Source organism: Aeromonas sp. s9 (genome assembly GCF_040907765.1).
Classification (GTDB): Bacteria; Pseudomonadota; Gammaproteobacteria; order Enterobacterales; family Aeromonadaceae; genus Aeromonas; species Aeromonas caviae.
In genome coordinates this window covers 1-16,724 of sequence record NZ_JBFOCK010000031.1, presented here as the reverse complement: position 1 = coordinate 16,724, position 16,724 = coordinate 1, and the positions used below count along the sequence as shown (strand labels likewise).

Annotated in this window: 15 protein-coding genes; 6 read left to right on the top strand and 9 right to left on the bottom strand. The window is 60.2% G+C overall.

Annotation, left to right across the window (positions count from 1 at the left end):
* The first annotated feature begins 44 nt into the window (after positions 1-44).
* The 3 genes from secA to mutT all read left to right on the top strand — a co-directional run bounded on the left by secA (position 45) and on the right by mutT (position 4,428).
* Entirely contained in the window at positions 45-2,765 is a 2,721-nt protein-coding gene (gene secA / locus AB5Y54_RS05555; protein ID WP_041211791.1) for a preprotein translocase subunit SecA, read from the top strand.
* Positions 2,766-2,830: 65 nt separating this feature from the next.
* A complete protein-coding gene (locus AB5Y54_RS05550) occupies positions 2,831-4,015 on the top strand; it encodes a tetratricopeptide repeat protein (protein WP_368153355.1) in 1,185 nt (394 codons plus the stop codon).
* An 8-nt stretch (positions 4,016-4,023) separates the two neighbouring features.
* Complete coding sequence (mutT, locus tag AB5Y54_RS05545) at positions 4,024-4,428, top strand: 8-oxo-dGTP diphosphatase MutT (RefSeq protein ID WP_174213873.1); 405 nt, start codon at positions 4,024-4,026, stop codon at positions 4,426-4,428.
* Positions 4,429-4,485: 57 nt separating this feature from the next.
* On the opposite strand, the gene yacG is transcribed toward mutT, so the two are convergent.
* The 9 genes from yacG to AB5Y54_RS05500 form a co-directional block, all read right to left on the bottom strand.
* Positions 4,486-4,680, bottom strand: coding sequence for a DNA gyrase inhibitor YacG (yacG, locus tag AB5Y54_RS05540; RefSeq protein WP_039040499.1), 195 nt, complete (start codon positions 4,678-4,680; stop codon positions 4,486-4,488).
* Positions 4,681-4,690: 10 nt separating this feature from the next.
* Entirely contained in the window at positions 4,691-5,413 is a 723-nt protein-coding gene (zapD, locus tag AB5Y54_RS05535; RefSeq protein ID WP_010675825.1) for a cell division protein ZapD, read from the bottom strand.
* A 37-nt stretch (positions 5,414-5,450) separates the two neighbouring features.
* Complete coding sequence (gene coaE, locus AB5Y54_RS05530) at positions 5,451-6,065, bottom strand: dephospho-CoA kinase (protein ID WP_109111851.1); 615 nt, start codon at positions 6,063-6,065, stop codon at positions 5,451-5,453.
* A gap of 18 nt (positions 6,066-6,083) precedes the next feature.
* Complete coding sequence (locus AB5Y54_RS05525) at positions 6,084-6,959, bottom strand: A24 family peptidase (protein WP_042880167.1); 876 nt, start codon at positions 6,957-6,959, stop codon at positions 6,084-6,086.
* Between the two features lie 77 nt (positions 6,960-7,036).
* The gene (locus AB5Y54_RS05520) at positions 7,037-8,278 is read right to left on the bottom strand and encodes a type II secretion system F family protein (protein ID WP_010675822.1); all 1,242 of its coding nucleotides are present in this window, start codon (positions 8,276-8,278) and stop codon (positions 7,037-7,039) included.
* A 127-nt stretch (positions 8,279-8,405) separates the two neighbouring features.
* Positions 8,406-10,112, bottom strand: a complete 1,707-nt coding sequence (gene tapB, locus AB5Y54_RS05515; protein ID WP_104454847.1) for a PilB family type IVa pilus assembly ATPase TapB — start codon at positions 10,110-10,112, stop codon at positions 8,406-8,408.
* Between the two features lie 3 nt (positions 10,113-10,115).
* Positions 10,116-10,565 carry a type IVa pilus major pilin TapA gene (tapA, locus tag AB5Y54_RS05510; protein WP_324806168.1) on the bottom strand — a complete coding sequence of 150 codons (450 nt, stop codon included), beginning with the start codon at positions 10,563-10,565 and terminating at the stop codon, positions 10,116-10,118.
* A 310-nt stretch (positions 10,566-10,875) separates the two neighbouring features.
* Positions 10,876-11,739, bottom strand: a complete 864-nt coding sequence (gene nadC / locus AB5Y54_RS05505; protein ID WP_041213995.1) for a carboxylating nicotinate-nucleotide diphosphorylase — start codon at positions 11,737-11,739, stop codon at positions 10,876-10,878.
* A 3-nt stretch (positions 11,740-11,742) separates the two neighbouring features.
* Positions 11,743-12,213 (bottom strand): TIGR02281 family clan AA aspartic protease, encoded by a 471-nt coding sequence (locus AB5Y54_RS05500; RefSeq protein ID WP_104454846.1) that lies wholly within the window; start codon positions 12,211-12,213, stop codon positions 11,743-11,745.
* Positions 12,214-12,341: 128 nt separating this feature from the next.
* On the opposite strand from AB5Y54_RS05500, the gene ampD reads away from it, so the two are divergent.
* The 3 genes from ampD (at position 12,342) to aceE (ending at position 16,699) form a co-directional block, all read left to right on the top strand.
* Positions 12,342-12,914, top strand: coding sequence for a 1,6-anhydro-N-acetylmuramyl-L-alanine amidase AmpD (ampD, locus tag AB5Y54_RS05495; protein WP_368153353.1), 573 nt, complete (start codon positions 12,342-12,344; stop codon positions 12,912-12,914).
* A 276-nt stretch (positions 12,915-13,190) separates the two neighbouring features.
* Positions 13,191-13,955: a pyruvate dehydrogenase complex transcriptional repressor PdhR gene (gene pdhR / locus AB5Y54_RS05490; protein ID WP_010675815.1), complete on the top strand. Its 765-nt coding sequence runs from the start codon at positions 13,191-13,193 to the stop codon at positions 13,953-13,955.
* A gap of 83 nt (positions 13,956-14,038) precedes the next feature.
* Positions 14,039-16,699 carry a pyruvate dehydrogenase (acetyl-transferring), homodimeric type gene (gene aceE, locus AB5Y54_RS05485; protein ID WP_368153352.1) on the top strand — a complete coding sequence of 887 codons (2,661 nt, stop codon included), beginning with the start codon at positions 14,039-14,041 and terminating at the stop codon, positions 16,697-16,699.
* Positions 16,700-16,724 lie beyond the last annotated feature (25 nt).

The window sequence follows — 16,724 nt, the reverse complement described above, 5'->3', positions numbered from 1 at the left end:
GTTCCAGTGACGGAACGCTTATATAACCAAAACAGTTGGTACCCATGATTAGCACACTGCTCACCAAGATTATCGGCAGCCGGAACGACAGAACGCTCAAGGCTTTGCGCAAAATTGTAAAACAAATCAATGCGATGGAACCTCAATTCGAGGCACTGTCCGATCAGGAACTGCAGGCGAAGACCGCCGAGTACCGTCAACGTCTGGAGCAGGGCGAAACACTGGAGCAGTTGCTGCCGGAAGCGTTCGCCACCGTCCGTGAAGCCTCCCGCCGTGTGTTCGGCATGCGTCACTTCGACGTCCAGCTGATCGGCGGCATGGTATTGAACTCCAACCGCATCGCCGAAATGAAGACAGGTGAAGGTAAAACCCTGACGGCCACGCTGCCGGCCTACCTGAACGCCCTGACCGGCCGCGGTGTGCACGTCGTGACGGTGAACGACTATCTGGCCAAGCGTGATGCGGAAGCCAACCGCCCGCTGTTCGCCTTCCTCGGCATGACGGTGGACTGCAACGTGCCCGGCATGGATGCATCCCAGAAGCGCGATGCCTACGCTGCCGACATCACCTACGGTACCAACAACGAATTCGGTTTCGACTACCTGCGCGACAACATGGCATTCTCGCCGGAGCAGCGCGTACAGCGTCCGCTCAACTACGCGCTGGTGGATGAGGTGGACTCGGTGCTCATCGATGAAGCCCGCACCCCGCTCATCATCTCCGGTCCGGCGGAAGACAGCTCCGCCATGTACACCCAGATCAACAAGTTGATCCCGCTGCTGGTCAAGCAGGACAAGGAAGACTCCGAGGAGTACACCGGCGACGGTCACTACACGGTGGACGAGAAGAACCGCCAGGCGCTGCTGACCGAAAACGGCCAGATCTTCGTGGAAGAGCTGCTCAAGAAAGAGGGACTGCTGGCCGAGGATGACTCCCTGTTCTCCGCCACCAATATCAGCCTGCTGCATCACGTCAATGCCGGCCTGCGCGCGCACACCCTGTTCGAGCGCAACGTCGACTATATCGTCCAGAAGGACGAGATCGTCATCGTCGACGAGCACACCGGCCGCACCATGCCGGGTCGTCGCTGGTCAGACGGTCTGCACCAGGCGGTCGAGGCGAAGGAAGGGGTCAAGATCCAGAACGAGAACCAGACCCTGGCCTCCATCACCTTCCAGAACTACTTCCGTCTGTACGACAAGCTGGCGGGCATGACCGGTACTGCGGATACCGAAGCCTTTGAATTCCAGCAGATCTATGGCCTGGATACCGTGGTCATCCCGACCAACAAGCCGATGGTGCGCAAGGACATGGGCGATCTCGTCTACCTGACCGCCCAGGAGAAATACGCGGCCATCGTGCAGGACATTCGCGAGTGCGTGAAGCGCGGCCAGCCCGTGCTGGTCGGTACCGTCTCCATCGAGAACTCCGAGCTGCTCTCCGGCATCCTGACCAAGGAAAATATCCCGCACAAGGTACTGAACGCCAAGTTCCATGCCATGGAAGCGGAGATCGTCGCCCAGGCCGGCCAGACCGGCGCTGTCACCATCGCCACCAACATGGCCGGTCGTGGTACCGACATCGTGCTGGGTGGCAACTGGCAGGCGGAGATCGCCCAGCTGGAAAACCCGTCAAGCGAGCAGATTGCCGAGCTGAAAGCGGCCTGGCAGGTGCGTCATGACGAAGTACTGGCGGCCGGTGGTCTGCATATCATCGGTACCGAGCGTCACGAATCCCGCCGTATCGACAACCAGCTGCGCGGCCGTTCCGGTCGTCAGGGTGATCCGGGTTCCTCCCGCTTCTACCTCTCCATGGAAGATACCCTGATGCGGATCTTCGCCTCCGACCGCGTGACCGGCATGATGAAGAAGCTGGGTATGGAAGAGGGCGAGGCCATCGAGCATCCCTGGGTGACCAAGGCCATCGAGAATGCCCAGCGCAAGGTGGAAGGTCGCAACTTCGACATCCGTAAAAACCTGCTCGAGTTCGACGACGTGGCCAACGATCAGCGCAAGGTGGTCTACGAGCAGCGCAACGAACTGCTGGACACCAACGACATCTCCGAGACCATTCACGTCATCCGTGACGACGTCTACGGCGCCATCATCGACGAGTACATCCCGCCCCAGTCCCTGGAAGAAATGTGGGACGTGCCGGGTCTGGAAGCGCGTCTGAAGTCCGATTTCGCCCTGGATCTGCCGCTGCAGCAGTGGCTGGCGGAAGACGACAAGCTGTATGAAGAGAAGCTGCGCGAACGCATCCTGGATGAAGCCACCAAGCTCTATGCCCACAAGGAAGAGCTGGTCGGCAAGGAGGTGCTGCGCAACTTCGAGAAGGCTGTGATGCTGCAAACCCTGGACGGCCTGTGGAAGGAGCACCTGGCGGCCATGGATCACCTGCGTCAGGGCATCCATCTGCGCGGCTACGCCCAGAAGAACCCCAAGCAGGAGTACAAGCGCGAATCCTTCGATCTGTTCACCCAGATGCTGGAGACCCTCAAGCGCGACGTGGTCAGCATCCTGAGCCGGGTACAGGTGCAGGAGCGGGATGTGGAGGCGATGGAAGAGCAGCAGCGCCAGCAGGCCGAAGCCGCTCCCCGTACCTACACCCATGCCACGGCCGAAAACCAGCTGGCTGACGAGGATACGGGTGGGGCCGAGGGCCATACCACCTTCGTGCGCGACGAGCAGAAGATCGGGCGCAACGATCCCTGCCCCTGTGGTTCGGGTAAAAAATACAAGCACTGTCACGGTCAGCTGACCTGACACCCTGCCATGATGAATACACCGCCTCCGGGCGGTGTATTCATTTTCGGACCAAGGAGGGGACGATGAGCAGATTGCCTGCGGGATGGGATGGGGAGGCACATGGGCACTGGCTGCAGGAGAGACGCCAGGAGGCGATCAGTTGTGTGCTGAGCAGACTGAATGCAGAGACGAACAAATCTGTTCCCCTGCAACTGCAGTTTGCCTATTACCTCTTTTTGTCCGGCGATCCCGCCTCGGCGGCACAGGTGCTGACGCTGGCGTACCGGTCCGCGCCCGATAACACTGAGGTGCTGCGCAATCTCTGTGTCTGCCTCTCGCGCTCCGATCAACATGAGCGGGCCGTGACGCACCTGGTCGAACTGGTGCGGCGCGAGCCGGATGATTATCTGGTCCATGACGGGCTTTGCACTTCCCTTGCCAAGCTAGGACGTCATGAAGAAGCGGCACAAGCAGGAACCCGTGCCCTGACTCTCAAGGATGAGGCCGTCTCGCAGCCCGTCGCGGGGTGGGTACTGCCGGCAGAGGGGCCGGATGACTGGCTCGCGGAGCAGGGGGAGAAGCAGGCAGTCATCGCCTTCTCCTTGTGGGGAGCACAGCCCCGCTATTTGCGGGGAGCACTCGACAATGTGCTGGCCGCAGCTTACCTCTATCCTGGCTGGCGGGTGCGCTTCTATGTGGATGGCAGTGTCCCTCAGGGGTTTCTGGCCTGCCTGCAGGTACATGGCGCCGAGATAAAGGTGCAGCCCGATGGCCAATCCCAGCGTCAGCGCCTCTGCTGGCGCTTCCAGGTCGCCAATGATCCCGGCGTGGGGCGCTTTCTTGTGCGCGATGCGGACTCCGTGCTGAATCTGCGGGAGCGGCTGGCCGTCGATGACTGGCTTGCATCGGGGCGCTGGTTCCATATCATGCGTGACTGGTGGAGCCACACCGATCTGGTGCTGGCCGGCATGTGGGGCGGTGTGGCCGGAGTGCTGCCTCCCCTTGCGCCGCTGATGGCGAGCTATCAGCCCAGTACCATGGAAACACCGAACATCGACCAGTGGTTCTTGCGAGACTGTTTATGGCGCTATCTGCGCCAGAGCGCGCGGGTACACGATCGTTGTTTCACTCCGCCCGGTGCGGTGCCCTGGCCGCAGGTTGCGCCGCCGGGCAATGAGCATGTCGGGCAGGATCTCTTCAGGGCCCGGGGGGATCAGCAGGCCATTCGGCTTGCCCCCTGGATCGCCCGTTTGCCGTGTTTACGCTGAGGACAATGATGGAACAGAAGAAACGGATCTGGGTGGCGGTGGGCGTCATCGAGAACGAACGGGGCGATATCTTCATCGCCAAACGCTCAGCCGATCGCCATCAGGGGGATCGCTGGGAGTTTCCCGGTGGCAAGGTGGAGTCGGGGGAGGATCTGCTCACCGCGCTGGACAGGGAATTGTGGGAAGAGATCGGGATCCGGGTGCAGGATTGTGCCCCCTTCATGGAGCTGCACCACGACTACCCCGACAAGCAGGTCTTGCTGGATATCTGGAAGGTGACCCGCTTCCACGGCGAGCCCTTTGGCAAGGAGGGACAGGAGTGCCGCTGGGTACCACTGGCCTCGCTGCACGAATACCACTTCCCGGATGCCAACGGCCCCATCGTCGCGCGGTTGCAGGCCTCGCTTGCCTGAAAGGGAATCGATACCAACGAAAAAGGGCCTGAGGGCCCTTTTTTGATCGTGAAGTGTTTATTGCCAGGGATCGCCCTGTTCCGGATCGGGCAGCAGATCCGGGTTGATCTCGCCCGGGATACGCTTCTGTTCATCCGCCCACTCGCCGAGGTCGATCAGCTGGCAGCGCTTGCTGCAGAAGGGGCGAAACGGGCTCTGCGGACCCCATTCGATCTCGCTCTGACAGGTCGGGCACTTTACCTTGGTCACCATGGGGGGCTCCTCAACAACAGGCGAGCTGGAAGGAGACGTCGCCGATCTGCTGTTCCGTCGTCGGCAGGAAGCGCAGGGCGAAGCGGTTCTTGTGGCCGCTCAGGGTCGGATAGCAGGGCTGGGTGCCCGCCAGACGGATGCGGATCAGTTCAGCCCCTTCGGCGGTATCCTGGAAGAAGCCGTTGGTGGCTACCTGGTCGCTGAAGTTGCCCGACTCGCGCCACAGGCGCAGCAACAGGGAGATGGCGTTCATCAGCAGGGTGATGTCACTCAGCCATTGCTGCATCTGCTGGTGGCGGGTGACGGCCGGGGTCGCCAGCCAGTGGTGCAGTTGCGGCACATCGAAGGCGCACAGACCACCCGGAATGGAGAAGCGCTGACGAATGGAGCCGAGCAGGCGATCCTCTTTCAGACGGGCGCCGGGGCGCGGGGAGTTCAGCAGGTTGCGGGAGAGCTGGGTACTCTCCTGCTGCATCCGCTGGATCTGCTCGAGATCGACGTCAGGTAGACTGGCCCAGTGGCTCAGGCGTTGGCCGAGGCGCTCCAGATCCTTGATGAGATCGGCACGCAGGTCACCACGCTCTAGCAACTCCTGCAAATCGAACAACCCCTTGAAGAAGGCGATATGTGCCCAGGACTGGTCACTCTCCAGATTGTCGCGGATCTGGGAAAACAGGGACTCCAGACGAAGATAGGTCCGGCTTTTTTCATTGAGGGGAAAATCGTAAATCATGCCTAATCCTGGCCAGCCATAAACCGGCCTAGTGTACTCACAGTTGGTGGGCTTGTTGAGAGGCAAATGCCAGATATGTCTGGTGCAGGGCGAAAATTCGCTGCCCGATGGTCTCACTCGTGCCACTCTGGTTGTCCAGGACGTCGTCGGCCATCGCCAGGCGCTCGCTGCGGCTCGCCTGGGACGCCAGTATCGCCTGGGCCTGTTCCCGACTGACGCCATCGCGGCGGCAGGTACGCTCGATTTGTGTCGCTTCGTCCACATCGATCACCAGTACCCGATCGGCGAGGGAAGTGAGCCTGTTTTCCACCAGCAAGGGGACGACCAGCAGGCAATAGGGGGAGCGGGTTGCCGCACACTGGCGCAGCATCTCGCTGCGGATGAGGGGATGGAGCAGGGCATTGAGCCACTCCTTGGCCTGCGAGTCGGTGAAGATCCGCTCTCGCAGCCGGCGGCGATCGAGCTGGCCATCGGGGGCAACGACATCCGGGCCAAAATGGGCGGCGATGGCAGCCAGAGCAGGGGTGCCGGGCTCCACCACCTCGCGGGCGATGATGTCCGCATCCACCACCTCGATGCCCAGCTCGGCAAAGCGGTTGGCAACCGTGGTCTTGCCGCTGCCGATTCCCCCTGTGATTGCGACTACATACATGGGTCAGAGATCCTTTTGCTAGAGCACGACATCAAGATACCAGCGGGTGATGCTATCGCCCCACAGCAGCGTTATCCAGCCCGCGATGGCGAGATAGGGGCCAAAGGGAATGGGTTTGCCCTGGTGGTGATTGCGCAGCAGGATGAGACCGATGCCGATGATGGCGCCTGCCAGCGAGGAAAGCAGCAGCACGATGGGCAAGGCTTGCCAGCCGAGCCAGGCGCCCAGCGCCGCCAGCAGTTTGAAGTCGCCATAGCCCATCCCTTCCTTGCCGGTCAGCAGCTTGAAGGCCCAGTAGAGGCTCCAGAGCACCAGATAGCCCGCCATGGTACCGATCACCGCATCGGCCAGGGGCACGAAACCGCCCGCCAGATTGAACAGCAAGCCACCCCAGAGCAGGGGCAGGGTGAGCTGATCCGGCAAGAGCATCTTGTCCAGGTCGATGAAGGTCAGTGCGACCAATGTCCAGGTGAGCAGCAGAGCGGCAAGGGTGCCCCAGCCAGGGGCAAGCGCGGCTGCTACCGAGACCGACAGCAAGGCGGTGAGCAGCTCGACCAGGGGATAGCGAGCCGAAATGGGGGCGTGGCAGTTGCGGCAGCGCCCCCTGAGCCATAGCCAGCTCAGCAGGGGAATGTTCTCCAGCGCCCCTATGGGGTGGTCGCAGTGGGGGCAGCGGGAGCGGGGCACCATGAGGTTGTATCGTCCGGTTGCAGGAGGAGTTGCTTCACCGTCACCGAAATAGTCGCTGTATTCGGCATGCCAGGCCCGCTCCATCATGATGGGCAGACGATGGATAACGACGTTCAGGAAGCTGCCCACCATCAGGGAGAAAAGGAAAATCAAGGAGAGATAGAGCCAGGGCAAGCCCTGGGCCAGTTCGATCAAAGGCACCATAGATCAATCGCTTGTGTCGGGAACGGGGATGACAGATGGCCGGGGGAAATGCACCGCCCGGCCCTCCGTCGAGGGGGTCAGTGTATCACAGAGCCCAGCTTGAAGATGGGGAGGTACATGGCCACGACCATGCCGCCGACCAGCACCCCGAGCACCACCATGATGATGGGTTCGAGCAGGCTGGTGAGGCCGTCGACCATGTCGTCCACCTCCTGTTCGAAAATGGCGGCGACCTTGGAGAGCATGTCGTCGATGGCGCCGGATTCCTCACCGATCATCACCATCTGGGTCACCATGTCGGGGAAAAGATCCACGGTGCGCATGGCGACGTTGATCTGCATGCCGGCCACCACCTCGTTGCGAATGGCCATGGTCGCAGTGCGATAGACATAGTTGCCCGATGCTCCGGCCGCCGAGACCAGGGCATCCACCAGCGGGATACCGGCGGAGAAGGTGGTGGAGAGGGTGCGGGCAAAACGGGCCATGGCCGCCTTGTGCAGTATGTTGCCCACCACGGGAATGGTGAGGATGAACTTGTCCGTGTTGTCCCTGACCTTCTGGGATTTTCGCCAGGCCCGCACATAGAGGAAGACGGCGAGAGCAGCGCCGCCAAAGATGGCGTACCACCACTCCTGCATAAAGCGGGAGATGGCGATGACGAACCGGGTAAAGGCAGGCAGCTCGGCACCGAAGCTCTTGAAGATATCCTCGAACTGGGGAATGACGAAGAGCAGCAGGATGGAGGTGACGACGATGGCCACCAGAATGACCATGGATGGATAGAACATGGCCTTCTTGATCTTGGATTTGAGGGCTTCGTTCTTCTCGCGGTAGATGGCGATACGGTCGTAGATGGTCTCCAGGGCACCGGATTGCTCCCCGGCCTCGACCAGATCGCAATAGAGGTCGTCGAAGTGGCGGGGATGGCGGCGCAACGCCTCCGAGAGCGGGGTGCCCGTTTCCACATCGGCGGCGATCTGGCCGATGAGCTCGCGCACCGCCGCTTTCTCGTGGCCGCGGGCAATGATCTGAAGACTCTGCACCAGAGGCACGCCGGCGGAGAGCATGGTGGTGATCTGGCGGGAGATGACGGCGATGTCCATCGGCTTGATCTTGGCGCCGCCCTTGGAGAAGAGCCCCTGGCTCTGCTTGCTGACCCTGGTGACGTTGACGCCCTGCTTGCGCAGCTCGGCCTTGACGGTGGTGATGCTGTCGGCTTGCAGCTCGCCGGAGACCTTCTGTCCCTTGCGGTTGACGCCGTGCCAGCGGTAGGAGAAGACTTTTTTCGGTGCGTTGCGTTTTTGAGCTAATGTGGCCATCACTGCATCCTGCAATTGGGCGACGGTGGCCGGATGCTGCTGCCTGTCCGGCTCATCTTGGCTTGAAGAAGGTCATCGGGGTGATTACAGCGGCTTCACCCGGCGAGATGACTCGGGCACTGCGAACTTAGTTGGTGGTGATCCTGTTGATTTCGGCCAGGCTGGTGACTCCCAGGCGGGCTTTTTCAAGGCCGGAGGTGCGCAGGGTGCGCATCCCTTCCTTCTGGGCGATGGCCGCGATTTGCAGCGAGTTGGCGCCCTGCATGATGAGTTTGGCGATGTTGTCGGACATCAGCATGATCTCATAGATGCCGACCCGGCCTCTGTAGCCTCCCGAGCACTCCTTGCATCCCACGGGCTTGAACAGCCGCAACCCGGCGGCCAGTTGCTGCTGGGTGAAGCCCAGCTCCAGCAACTCGGCTTCCGGCACCACTTCCGGCGCCTTGCAGTGATCGCAGAGTTTGCGGGCAAGGCGCTGGGCCATGATGAGGGTGACCGAAGAGGCGATGTTGAAGGCCGGCACCCCCATGTTCATCATCCGGGTGAGCGTTTCTGCCGCCGAGTTGGTGTGCAGGGTGGAGAGCACCAGGTGACCGGTCTGGGCGGCCTTGATGGCGATCTCGGCGGTTTCCAGATCCCGTATCTCCCCCACCATGACGATGTCGGGATCCTGGCGCAGGAAGGAGCGCAGGGCGCTGGCGAAGGTGAGCCCTGCTTTGGGATTGATCTGCACCTGGTTGACGCCGGGCAGGTTTATCTCAACCGGATCTTCGGCGGTGGAGATATTGACCTCGCTGGTGTTGAGAATGTTGAGGCCGGTATAGAGTGAGACCGTCTTGCCAGACCCCGTGGGACCGGTGACCAGGATCATGCCCTGAGGTTTGGAGAGGGCGTGCAGGTATTGCGTCTTCTGCCGGTCGTCAAAGCCGAGCTGATCGATATTGAGTCGGGCGGCCGAGGAGTCCAGCAGCCGGATCACGATCTTTTCGCCCCACATGGTGGGCAGGGTGTTGACCCGCATGTCCATGGATCTGTTGCGCGAGATCTTGAGCTTGATGCGGCCATCCTGGGGCAGGCGCCGTTCGGCAATGTCGAGCCGCGCCATCACCTTGAGGCGAGCCGCGAAGCGGTTGGCCAGGTTGACCGGCGGCGTGGCGACTTCGTGCAGTATGCCGTCTACCCGAAAGCGGATTCGGTACTTGGTCTCGTAGGGTTCGAAATGCAGGTCGGAGGCCCCGCGCTTGATGGCATCCATCATGATCTTGTGGATGTATTTGACGATGGGGGCGTCATCGTCCGCGGTGTTGACGCTCTCGTCGAGGCGGGAACTCTCGTCGGAGACCTCGAGTTCGGAGATCTCGGCCTCGTCGATATGATCCATGCCCAGGGTATCCTGCTCGCTCTCCATCAGCTTGCCGATGGCGGCGGTCAGCTTGCTCTCTTCGACCAGCAGGGCTTCCGTATGCAGGCCGAAGCTGAAGCCAAAATCCTCCAGAGCCGACACATTGGTCGGATCGGACATGGCGATATAGAGAGTATGCCCCTGGGTGTAGATGGGCAGGACATGGTGCTTTTCAATCAGCTTTTGATTGAGGTATTTCTGCGGGATCTCGGCGAGATCAAAGGCCGCCAGATCCAGCAGAGGTACCCCATATTCCAGCTCGCAGAAATCGGCGAGGGCTTTGCTGTCGAGGATGTCGTTTTCAATCAGGAAGGTGACAAAGGGCTTGCGCTGCGCCTTGGCCTGGCTCAGATAGCGCTGTGAGTCCGGCTCACTGAGGAGGGAAGAAGCGGCCAGGCTGGTGGCCAGGCCGCTATTGGGACTTGAGGTCATGCGTTAGCAGATACCGGCCGCTACACAAGAACCCACTGCACCAGATGGGTTGGCAGCCCAATTAACTTTCCCGCTCTGAACTGTTGGGAGCAGAATATATGTTTCACCACTCAGTCCGTTGGTGTTGACGGCTGTTGCCGTAATCCGGTTGTTAGCTGCATCAACTGTGACTGATGCGACATTTCCATTCGCGGCTGAAATATTGGCAGGAACACCATTTGTACCTGCATCACAAGTGGATAAGGTTCCGTTAGCGGCCGCTGTGGTTTGAGCACACACTTCAATAGCTGATTTAAATGAGCCAGTTGAAGCGACAACCTCCGAGAACTTCGCTTTCTTGGTGTAGGTCTGATACGCCGGCAGGGCGATAGCGGCCAGTATGGCGACGATAGCGACCACTATCATCAATTCAATAAGGGTAAAGCCCGACTGTTTGTTCATGACGCTTTTCATGTCAAATATCCTTTTTTCCATGTTTCCTGATAAGCACCGGTGGAATGCTATCCACGCTGGTATCTTATCCGAGCGCTTCGGGTTGGCAACAGAGGCGGGGACCTTGTTCGCCGCTTTTATGTCATTTAGTGAAATGTGTAGAAAAATCAAAGATTAAATGGCTTCCATTGGCACTTGTCATGAGGCGGGAGGGCCCATCTTCACACTCCTTATGTCGTGGGATCCTGCATAAAGAAAAGGCGCCGATGGCGCCTTTTGCAAGTTTCGAGCCCTGTAATATTTTTGGGCACGAGCAACGGATGGGGCTTGCTCAAGCCGCGACAAAGCGCATGGAGAGATCCAGTGCCCGCACATGCTTGGTCAGCGCTCCCACCGAGATGAAGTCGATCCCGGTCGCGGCGTATCCGGCAAGGGTATCGAGGGTGACGTTGCCGGAGACCTCCAGCTTGGCTCTGCCCTGATTGAGGCGAACGGCCTCCTGCATCATGGGGATGTCGAAGTTGTCCAGCATCACGATGTCGGCCCGTGCGGCCAGGGCCTGCTCCAGCTCGGCCAGGGATTCGACCTCGACTTCCACCGGTTTGTCCGGATTGAGACGGCGCGCTTCGCTGATTGCTTCAGCGATGCCGCCGCAGGCGAGAATGTGGTTCTCCTTGATGAGGTAGGCATCAAACAGACCGATGCGGTGGTTTTTGCCGCCGCCGCAGGTGACCGCATACTTCTGGGCGCTGCGAAGGCCTGGCAGGGTCTTGCGGGTATCGAGCAGGCGGCAGTCAGTGCCTTCCAGCTCGGCTACATAACGGGCGGTCAGGGTGGCGACCCCGGAAAGGGTCTGCACGAAGTTCAGCGCATTGCGCTCGCCGGTCAGCAGCACGCGGGCGGGGCCATGGAGGCGGAACAGCTCCTGATTGGGGGCAAGGCGTTCACCATCTTGCACTTTCCACTCGACCTTCACTTCGCCACCGAGCTGGGCAAACACCTCGTCGACCCAGGGCTGGCCGCAGAAGACGCCCGCCTCGCGGGTGATGACTCGCGCGGTCGAGATGCGATCGGCCGGGATCAGCTGGGCCGTGATGTCGGCGCTGGCATCCGGTTGATCCAGCGCGGTGAGGGCATCGCCCAAGTCTTCGAGAAGTGCGGCGCGCACGGCGCGGCGGATGTCCTGTTGTAACATGCCTTATTCCTGCAAGGGTCTGAGAAGCAATTGCCTGTCTTTCTGGCGCAATTCCAGCCTGCCCAGGGCATTCATGCCCACCAGGATCTCCTCCCCGTCGGCAGCCGGATTGATAAAGACGGACAAATCGTACAGGGTCAGCGGACCCATCGCCAGACTTTCGATCCGGCTGGTTTCGACCTGGATCTCTCCGGCCGCCGTGTTGACACGGCTGCGGCCCGTGGCGACGAGGCCGAGCCGGGCGGCCACCTGGCTCGGTATGGTCACCCGGGTTGCTCCTGTGTCCAGCAGCAGTTGCACCGGTTGGTCGTTGATGGCACCCTCCAGACGATAATGGCCGCTGGCATCGGCCCTGAGCAATAGATCGCCGCTGGCGGTCACCGACGGTTGTTCACGACCATGAAAGTAGAAGGTCAGCAGACCCAGCAGCGAGAGCCAGGCGAGCAGCCAGAGACGGCGTGCCATCGGGTGCATAGTGTGTCCCATATCGCGCGAGTGAATGGCTTAGCCTAACATAGCGTTATCCATGAATTCAGAGACTTGTTCCCAGTTTTCCCATCCCGCCAGAGGCACATCGCTTCCATTTGTGAGTCGAGCAGACGATGACACAACCCACAACCCTGTTTTCCATCGATCGAGAAGGGTGGTGCGAGCAGGCCCGCAAGGTGCCTTCCCCCCATCACAATGAGAGGCTCAGCCCGGAGGATGTCTCCTTGCTGGTGATACACGGCATCAGCCTGCCCCCTGGGCAGTTTGGTGGCCCCTTTATCGACGATCTGTTTCTGGGGCGCCTCGATCCCGGTGCTCACCCCTATTTCGCCGGTATTCATCAACTGAGGGTCTCGGCCCACTGCCTGATCCGCCGCGATGGGGAACTGGTTCAGTACGTGCCTTTTGGCGCCAGGGCATGGCATGCGGGAGTTTCGAGCTGGGAGGGGAGGGAGGCGTGCAACGATTTTTCCATCGGGATCGAACTGGAAGGAACCGACGAGCTTCCCTACAGCGACAAGCAATACGAGGTGCTGTCGGACCTCAGCCGGGCGATTGTTCACCGTTATCCCGCCATCACGGCGGACCGTATCGTCGGCCACTGCGACATCGCGCCGGGCCGCAAGACGGATCCGGGTGAGAGTTTCGAATGGCCTCGCTATCGGGAAAAGCTTCACTTTGAGTGAAAAATCTAAAAATTATTTTGTGTTTTTAGAATCAATGGCTTGCCTTGTCTGGCAAGCCATTTTTCATGTTGTTGGCCAAATGTTATCGGTGAGCAAGTTCACAAATATTGGTCAGACCATTTTCTATGAGCTATGTCATGATTCCGCGTTTTCACCCCCAAAGTGGCAACCGAGCTTCTTGATTCAGATCATCTTTTGGGTGGACTTTTTTCAAGCCCTCTGCTAATTTTCGCCCCAACCATAAAATTGGTAATACCAATTTAACAAAGTAGCCTCATGCCCTATATCAAGATAACTCAGCCCAAGCTGGCCGACGCCATTGTCGCCGAGCTGGAAAGCATGATTCTGGAAGGCAGCCTGCAGCCGGGCCAGAAGTTGCCGCCCGAGCGGGAACTCGCCATCCAGTTTCAGGTGTCGCGCCCTTCCTTGCGCGAAGCCATCCAGCGCCTGGAAGCGAGAGGACTCTTGTATCGTCGTCAGGGCGGTGGCACTTACGTACAAAATGCCCTGAGCAAGGGGATCGCCGACCCTCTGTTCGAACTGCTCAGCACTCACCCGGAAGCCCAGTACGACCTGCTGGAGTTTCGTCACGCGCTGGAAGGCATCTGTGCCTACTATGCGGCGCTGCGGGGCACCGAGGCTGATTTCGAACGGATTCGCCTGGCGCAAGCCGCCATCGAAGAAGCCGGTCAGCAAGGGTCGCTGGTGGTCGAATCGGCCGCCGTGACCCAGTTCTATCTGGCCGTGGCCGAGGCCTCCCACAACGTGGTGCTGCTGCACCTGTTGCGGGCCATGGGCCCCATGCTCGAGCAGAACATTTTACGCAATAACGAAATTTTGAATCGCCGTCCGGGAGTGGTCGCCAAGATCCGTCGCCATCGTGCGAGCCTGATCGAGGCTATCCTGTCGGGGGCTCCGGAGCGGGCCAGGGCTGCTTGTCATGAGCACCTGGCCTTTATCGAGGACACCTTGTTGGATATGCAGAGGGAAGACAGCCGGATCCAGCGATCCATGCGTCGGATCCGTCAGCAGGAAAACTAATCCCACAAGGCTTTCTTAATTGTCGAATGCTTGCGCCCTTCGCCGTGCAATGCCGTGCAATCACAACAACATAGGAACCAGCCATGTCTGATATCCTGAAGAACGATGTGGACCCGATAGAAACGCTGGAGTGGCTTGCCTCTCTGGAATCCCTGCTGCGTGAAGAGGGTCCGCAACGCGCTCAGTTCATCCTTGAACAGTTGGCCGAGAAAGCCCGCGCAAGCGGTGTGGACGTGGCTGCCAAGGCAAACCGCGACTACATCAACACCATCCCGTCCAGCGACGAGCCGGCTTACCCGGGCGACCTGGAAATGGAACGCCGCATTCGCGCCATCATCCGCTGGAACGCCATGATGATCGTGCTGCGCGCTTCCAAGAAGGACCTGGACCTGGGTGGTCACATGTCTTCCTTCGCCTCTTCCGCGACCATCTACGAAGTCTGCTACAACCACTTCTTCCGTGCCCGCAACGAGAAGGACGGTGGCGATCTGGTCTACTTCCAGGGTCACATCTCCCCGGGCATCTACGCCCGTGCATTCGCCGAAGGTCGCCTGACCGAAGAGCAGCTGGACAACTTCCGTCAGGAAGTGGATGGCAAGGGTATCCCTTCCTACCCGCACCCGAAACTGATGCCGGAATTCTGGCAGTTCCCGACCGTTTCCATGGGTCTGGGCCCCATCGCCGCCATCTATCAGGCGCGTTTCCTGAAGTACCTGACCGACCGTGGCATCAAGGATTGCTCCGAGCAGACCGTTTACGCCTTCCTGGGTGACGGCGAGATGGACGAGCCGGAAGCCAAGGGTGCCCTGACCGTTGCCGTGCGTGAAAAGCTCGACAACCTGGTGTTCGTGGTCAACTGCAACCTGCAGCGTCTGGATGGTCCGGTTGTCGGCAACGGCAAGGTCATCAACGAGCTGGAAGGTCTGTTCGCCGGCGCTGGCTGGGACGTGACCAAGGTCATCTGGGGTCGCAAGTGGGATGAGCTGCTGAAGAAAGACACTTCCGGCAAGCTGATCCAGCTGATGAACGAGACCGTGGACGGTGACTACCAGACCATGAAGTCCCGTGACGGTGCCTACGTGCGCGAGCACTTCTTCAACCGTTACCCGGAAACCGCTGCGCTGGTCAAAGACATGACCGACGAGGAGATCTTCGCCCTGAACCGCGGTGGTCACGACCCCCGCAAACTGTTCGCCGCCTTCTCCAAGGCTGCACAGACCAAGGGCAAGCCGACCGTGATCCTGGCCAAGACCATCAAGGGCTATGGCATGGGCGAAGCGGCCGAAGGCAAGAACATCGCTCACCAGGTCAAGAAGATGGATCTGGGCTCCGTGCGTCACCTGCGCGATCGTTTCAACCTGCCGGTCACCGACGAGCAGCTGGAAAACCTGCCGTACCTGAAGATCGAAGAGGGTACCGAAGAGCACAAGTACCTGCACGCCCGCCGTGCCGCACTGAAGGGCTATGTACCGACCCGTCTGCGCGAGAGCACCACCAAGCTGGAAATCCCGGCGCTGGATGCCTTCGGTCCGCTGCTGGGTGAACAGGCGCGCGAAATCTCCACCACCATGGCGTTCGTGCGTTCCCTGAACGTGATGCTGAAAGACAAGTCCATCGGCAAGCGCATCGTCCCGATCCTGGCTGACGAAGCCCGTACCTTCGGTATGGAAGGCCTGTTCCGCCAGATCGGTATCTACAGCCCGCACGGTCAGCAGTACACCCCGCAAGACCGCGACATCGTCTCCTACTACAAGGAAGACAAGCAGGGTCAGGTTCTGCAAGACGGTATCAACGAGCTGGGCGCCATGTCCTCCTGGCTGGCTGCTGCGACCTCTTACAGCACCAACGACTGCCCGATGATCCCGTTCTACATCTACTACTCCATGTTCGGCTTCCAGCGGATCGGCGACATGGCGTGGGCAGCCGGTGACCAGCAAGCCCGTGGCTTCCTGCTGGGCGCGACCTCCGGTCGTACCACTCTTAACGGAGAGGGCTTGCAGCACGAAGATGGTCACAGCCACATCCTGGCCAACACTATCCCGAACTGCATCTCCTACGACCCGTCCTACGCCTATGAAGTGGCGGTGATCGTACAGGACGGCCTGCGCCGCATGTACGGTGAGAACCCGGAGAACGTGTTCTACTACATCACTACTCTGAACGAGAACTATGCCATGCCGGCCATGCCGGAAGGCGCCGAGGAAGGCATCCGCAAGGGTATCTACAAGCTGGAAACCGTGGCCGGCACCAAGGCCAAGGTACAGCTGCTGGGTTGTGGTTCCATCTTGGGTCACGTGCGCACTGCCGCCCAGATCCTGGCCAGCGAGTACGGCGTGGGTTCCGACGTGTTCAGCGTCACCTCCTTCAACGAGCTGGCTCGTGACGGTCAGGACGCGGATCGCTGGAACATGCTGCACCCGACCGCCGAAGCGCGTGTGCCCTACATCGCTCAGGTGCTGGGTTCCGAAGCCACCATCGCCGCGACCGACTACATGAAGTCCTTCGCCGATCAGGTGCGTGCCTTCGTTCCGACCGAGAACTACCGTGTACTGGGTACCGACGGTTACGGCCGTTCCGACAGCCGTGCCAACCTGCGTCGTCACTTCGAAGTGAACGAGTTCTACGTGGTGGTTGCTGCCCTGACCGAACTGGCCAAGCGCGGCGAGCTCGACAAGCAGGTTGTGGCCGACGCCATCGCCAAGTACGGCATCGATGCCGACAAGGTGAACCCGCTGTACGCGTAAGAGGAACGAGTGTCGCGCCGGGTAT

Coding starts and splice junctions, on each gene's coding strand:
- ampD (WP_368153353.1), top strand. CDS start 12,342: ATGACACAACCCACAACCCTGTTTTCCATCGATCGAGAAGGGTGGTGC.
- zapD (WP_010675825.1), bottom strand. CDS start 5,413: ATGATTTACGATTTTCCCCTCAATGAAAAAAGCCGGACCTATCTTCGT.
- AB5Y54_RS05550 (WP_368153355.1), top strand. CDS start 2,831: ATGAGCAGATTGCCTGCGGGATGGGATGGGGAGGCACATGGGCACTGG.
- tapB (WP_104454847.1), bottom strand. CDS start 10,112: ATGACCTCAAGTCCCAATAGCGGCCTGGCCACCAGCCTGGCCGCTTCT.
- aceE (WP_368153352.1), top strand. CDS start 14,039: ATGTCTGATATCCTGAAGAACGATGTGGACCCGATAGAAACGCTGGAG.
- AB5Y54_RS05520 (WP_010675822.1), bottom strand. CDS start 8,278: ATGGCCACATTAGCTCAAAAACGCAACGCACCGAAAAAAGTCTTCTCC.
- tapA (WP_324806168.1), bottom strand. CDS start 10,565: ATGAAAAGCGTCATGAACAAACAGTCGGGCTTTACCCTTATTGAATTG.
- AB5Y54_RS05525 (WP_042880167.1), bottom strand. CDS start 6,959: ATGGTGCCTTTGATCGAACTGGCCCAGGGCTTGCCCTGGCTCTATCTC.
- yacG (WP_039040499.1), bottom strand. CDS start 4,680: ATGGTGACCAAGGTAAAGTGCCCGACCTGTCAGAGCGAGATCGAATGG.
- nadC (WP_041213995.1), bottom strand. CDS start 11,739: ATGTTACAACAGGACATCCGCCGCGCCGTGCGCGCCGCACTTCTCGAA.
- coaE (WP_109111851.1), bottom strand. CDS start 6,065: ATGTATGTAGTCGCAATCACAGGGGGAATCGGCAGCGGCAAGACCACG.
- pdhR (WP_010675815.1), top strand. CDS start 13,191: ATGCCCTATATCAAGATAACTCAGCCCAAGCTGGCCGACGCCATTGTC.
- secA (WP_041211791.1), top strand. CDS start 45: ATGATTAGCACACTGCTCACCAAGATTATCGGCAGCCGGAACGACAGA.
- mutT (WP_174213873.1), top strand. CDS start 4,024: ATGGAACAGAAGAAACGGATCTGGGTGGCGGTGGGCGTCATCGAGAAC.
- AB5Y54_RS05500 (WP_104454846.1), bottom strand. CDS start 12,213: ATGCACCCGATGGCACGCCGTCTCTGGCTGCTCGCCTGGCTCTCGCTG.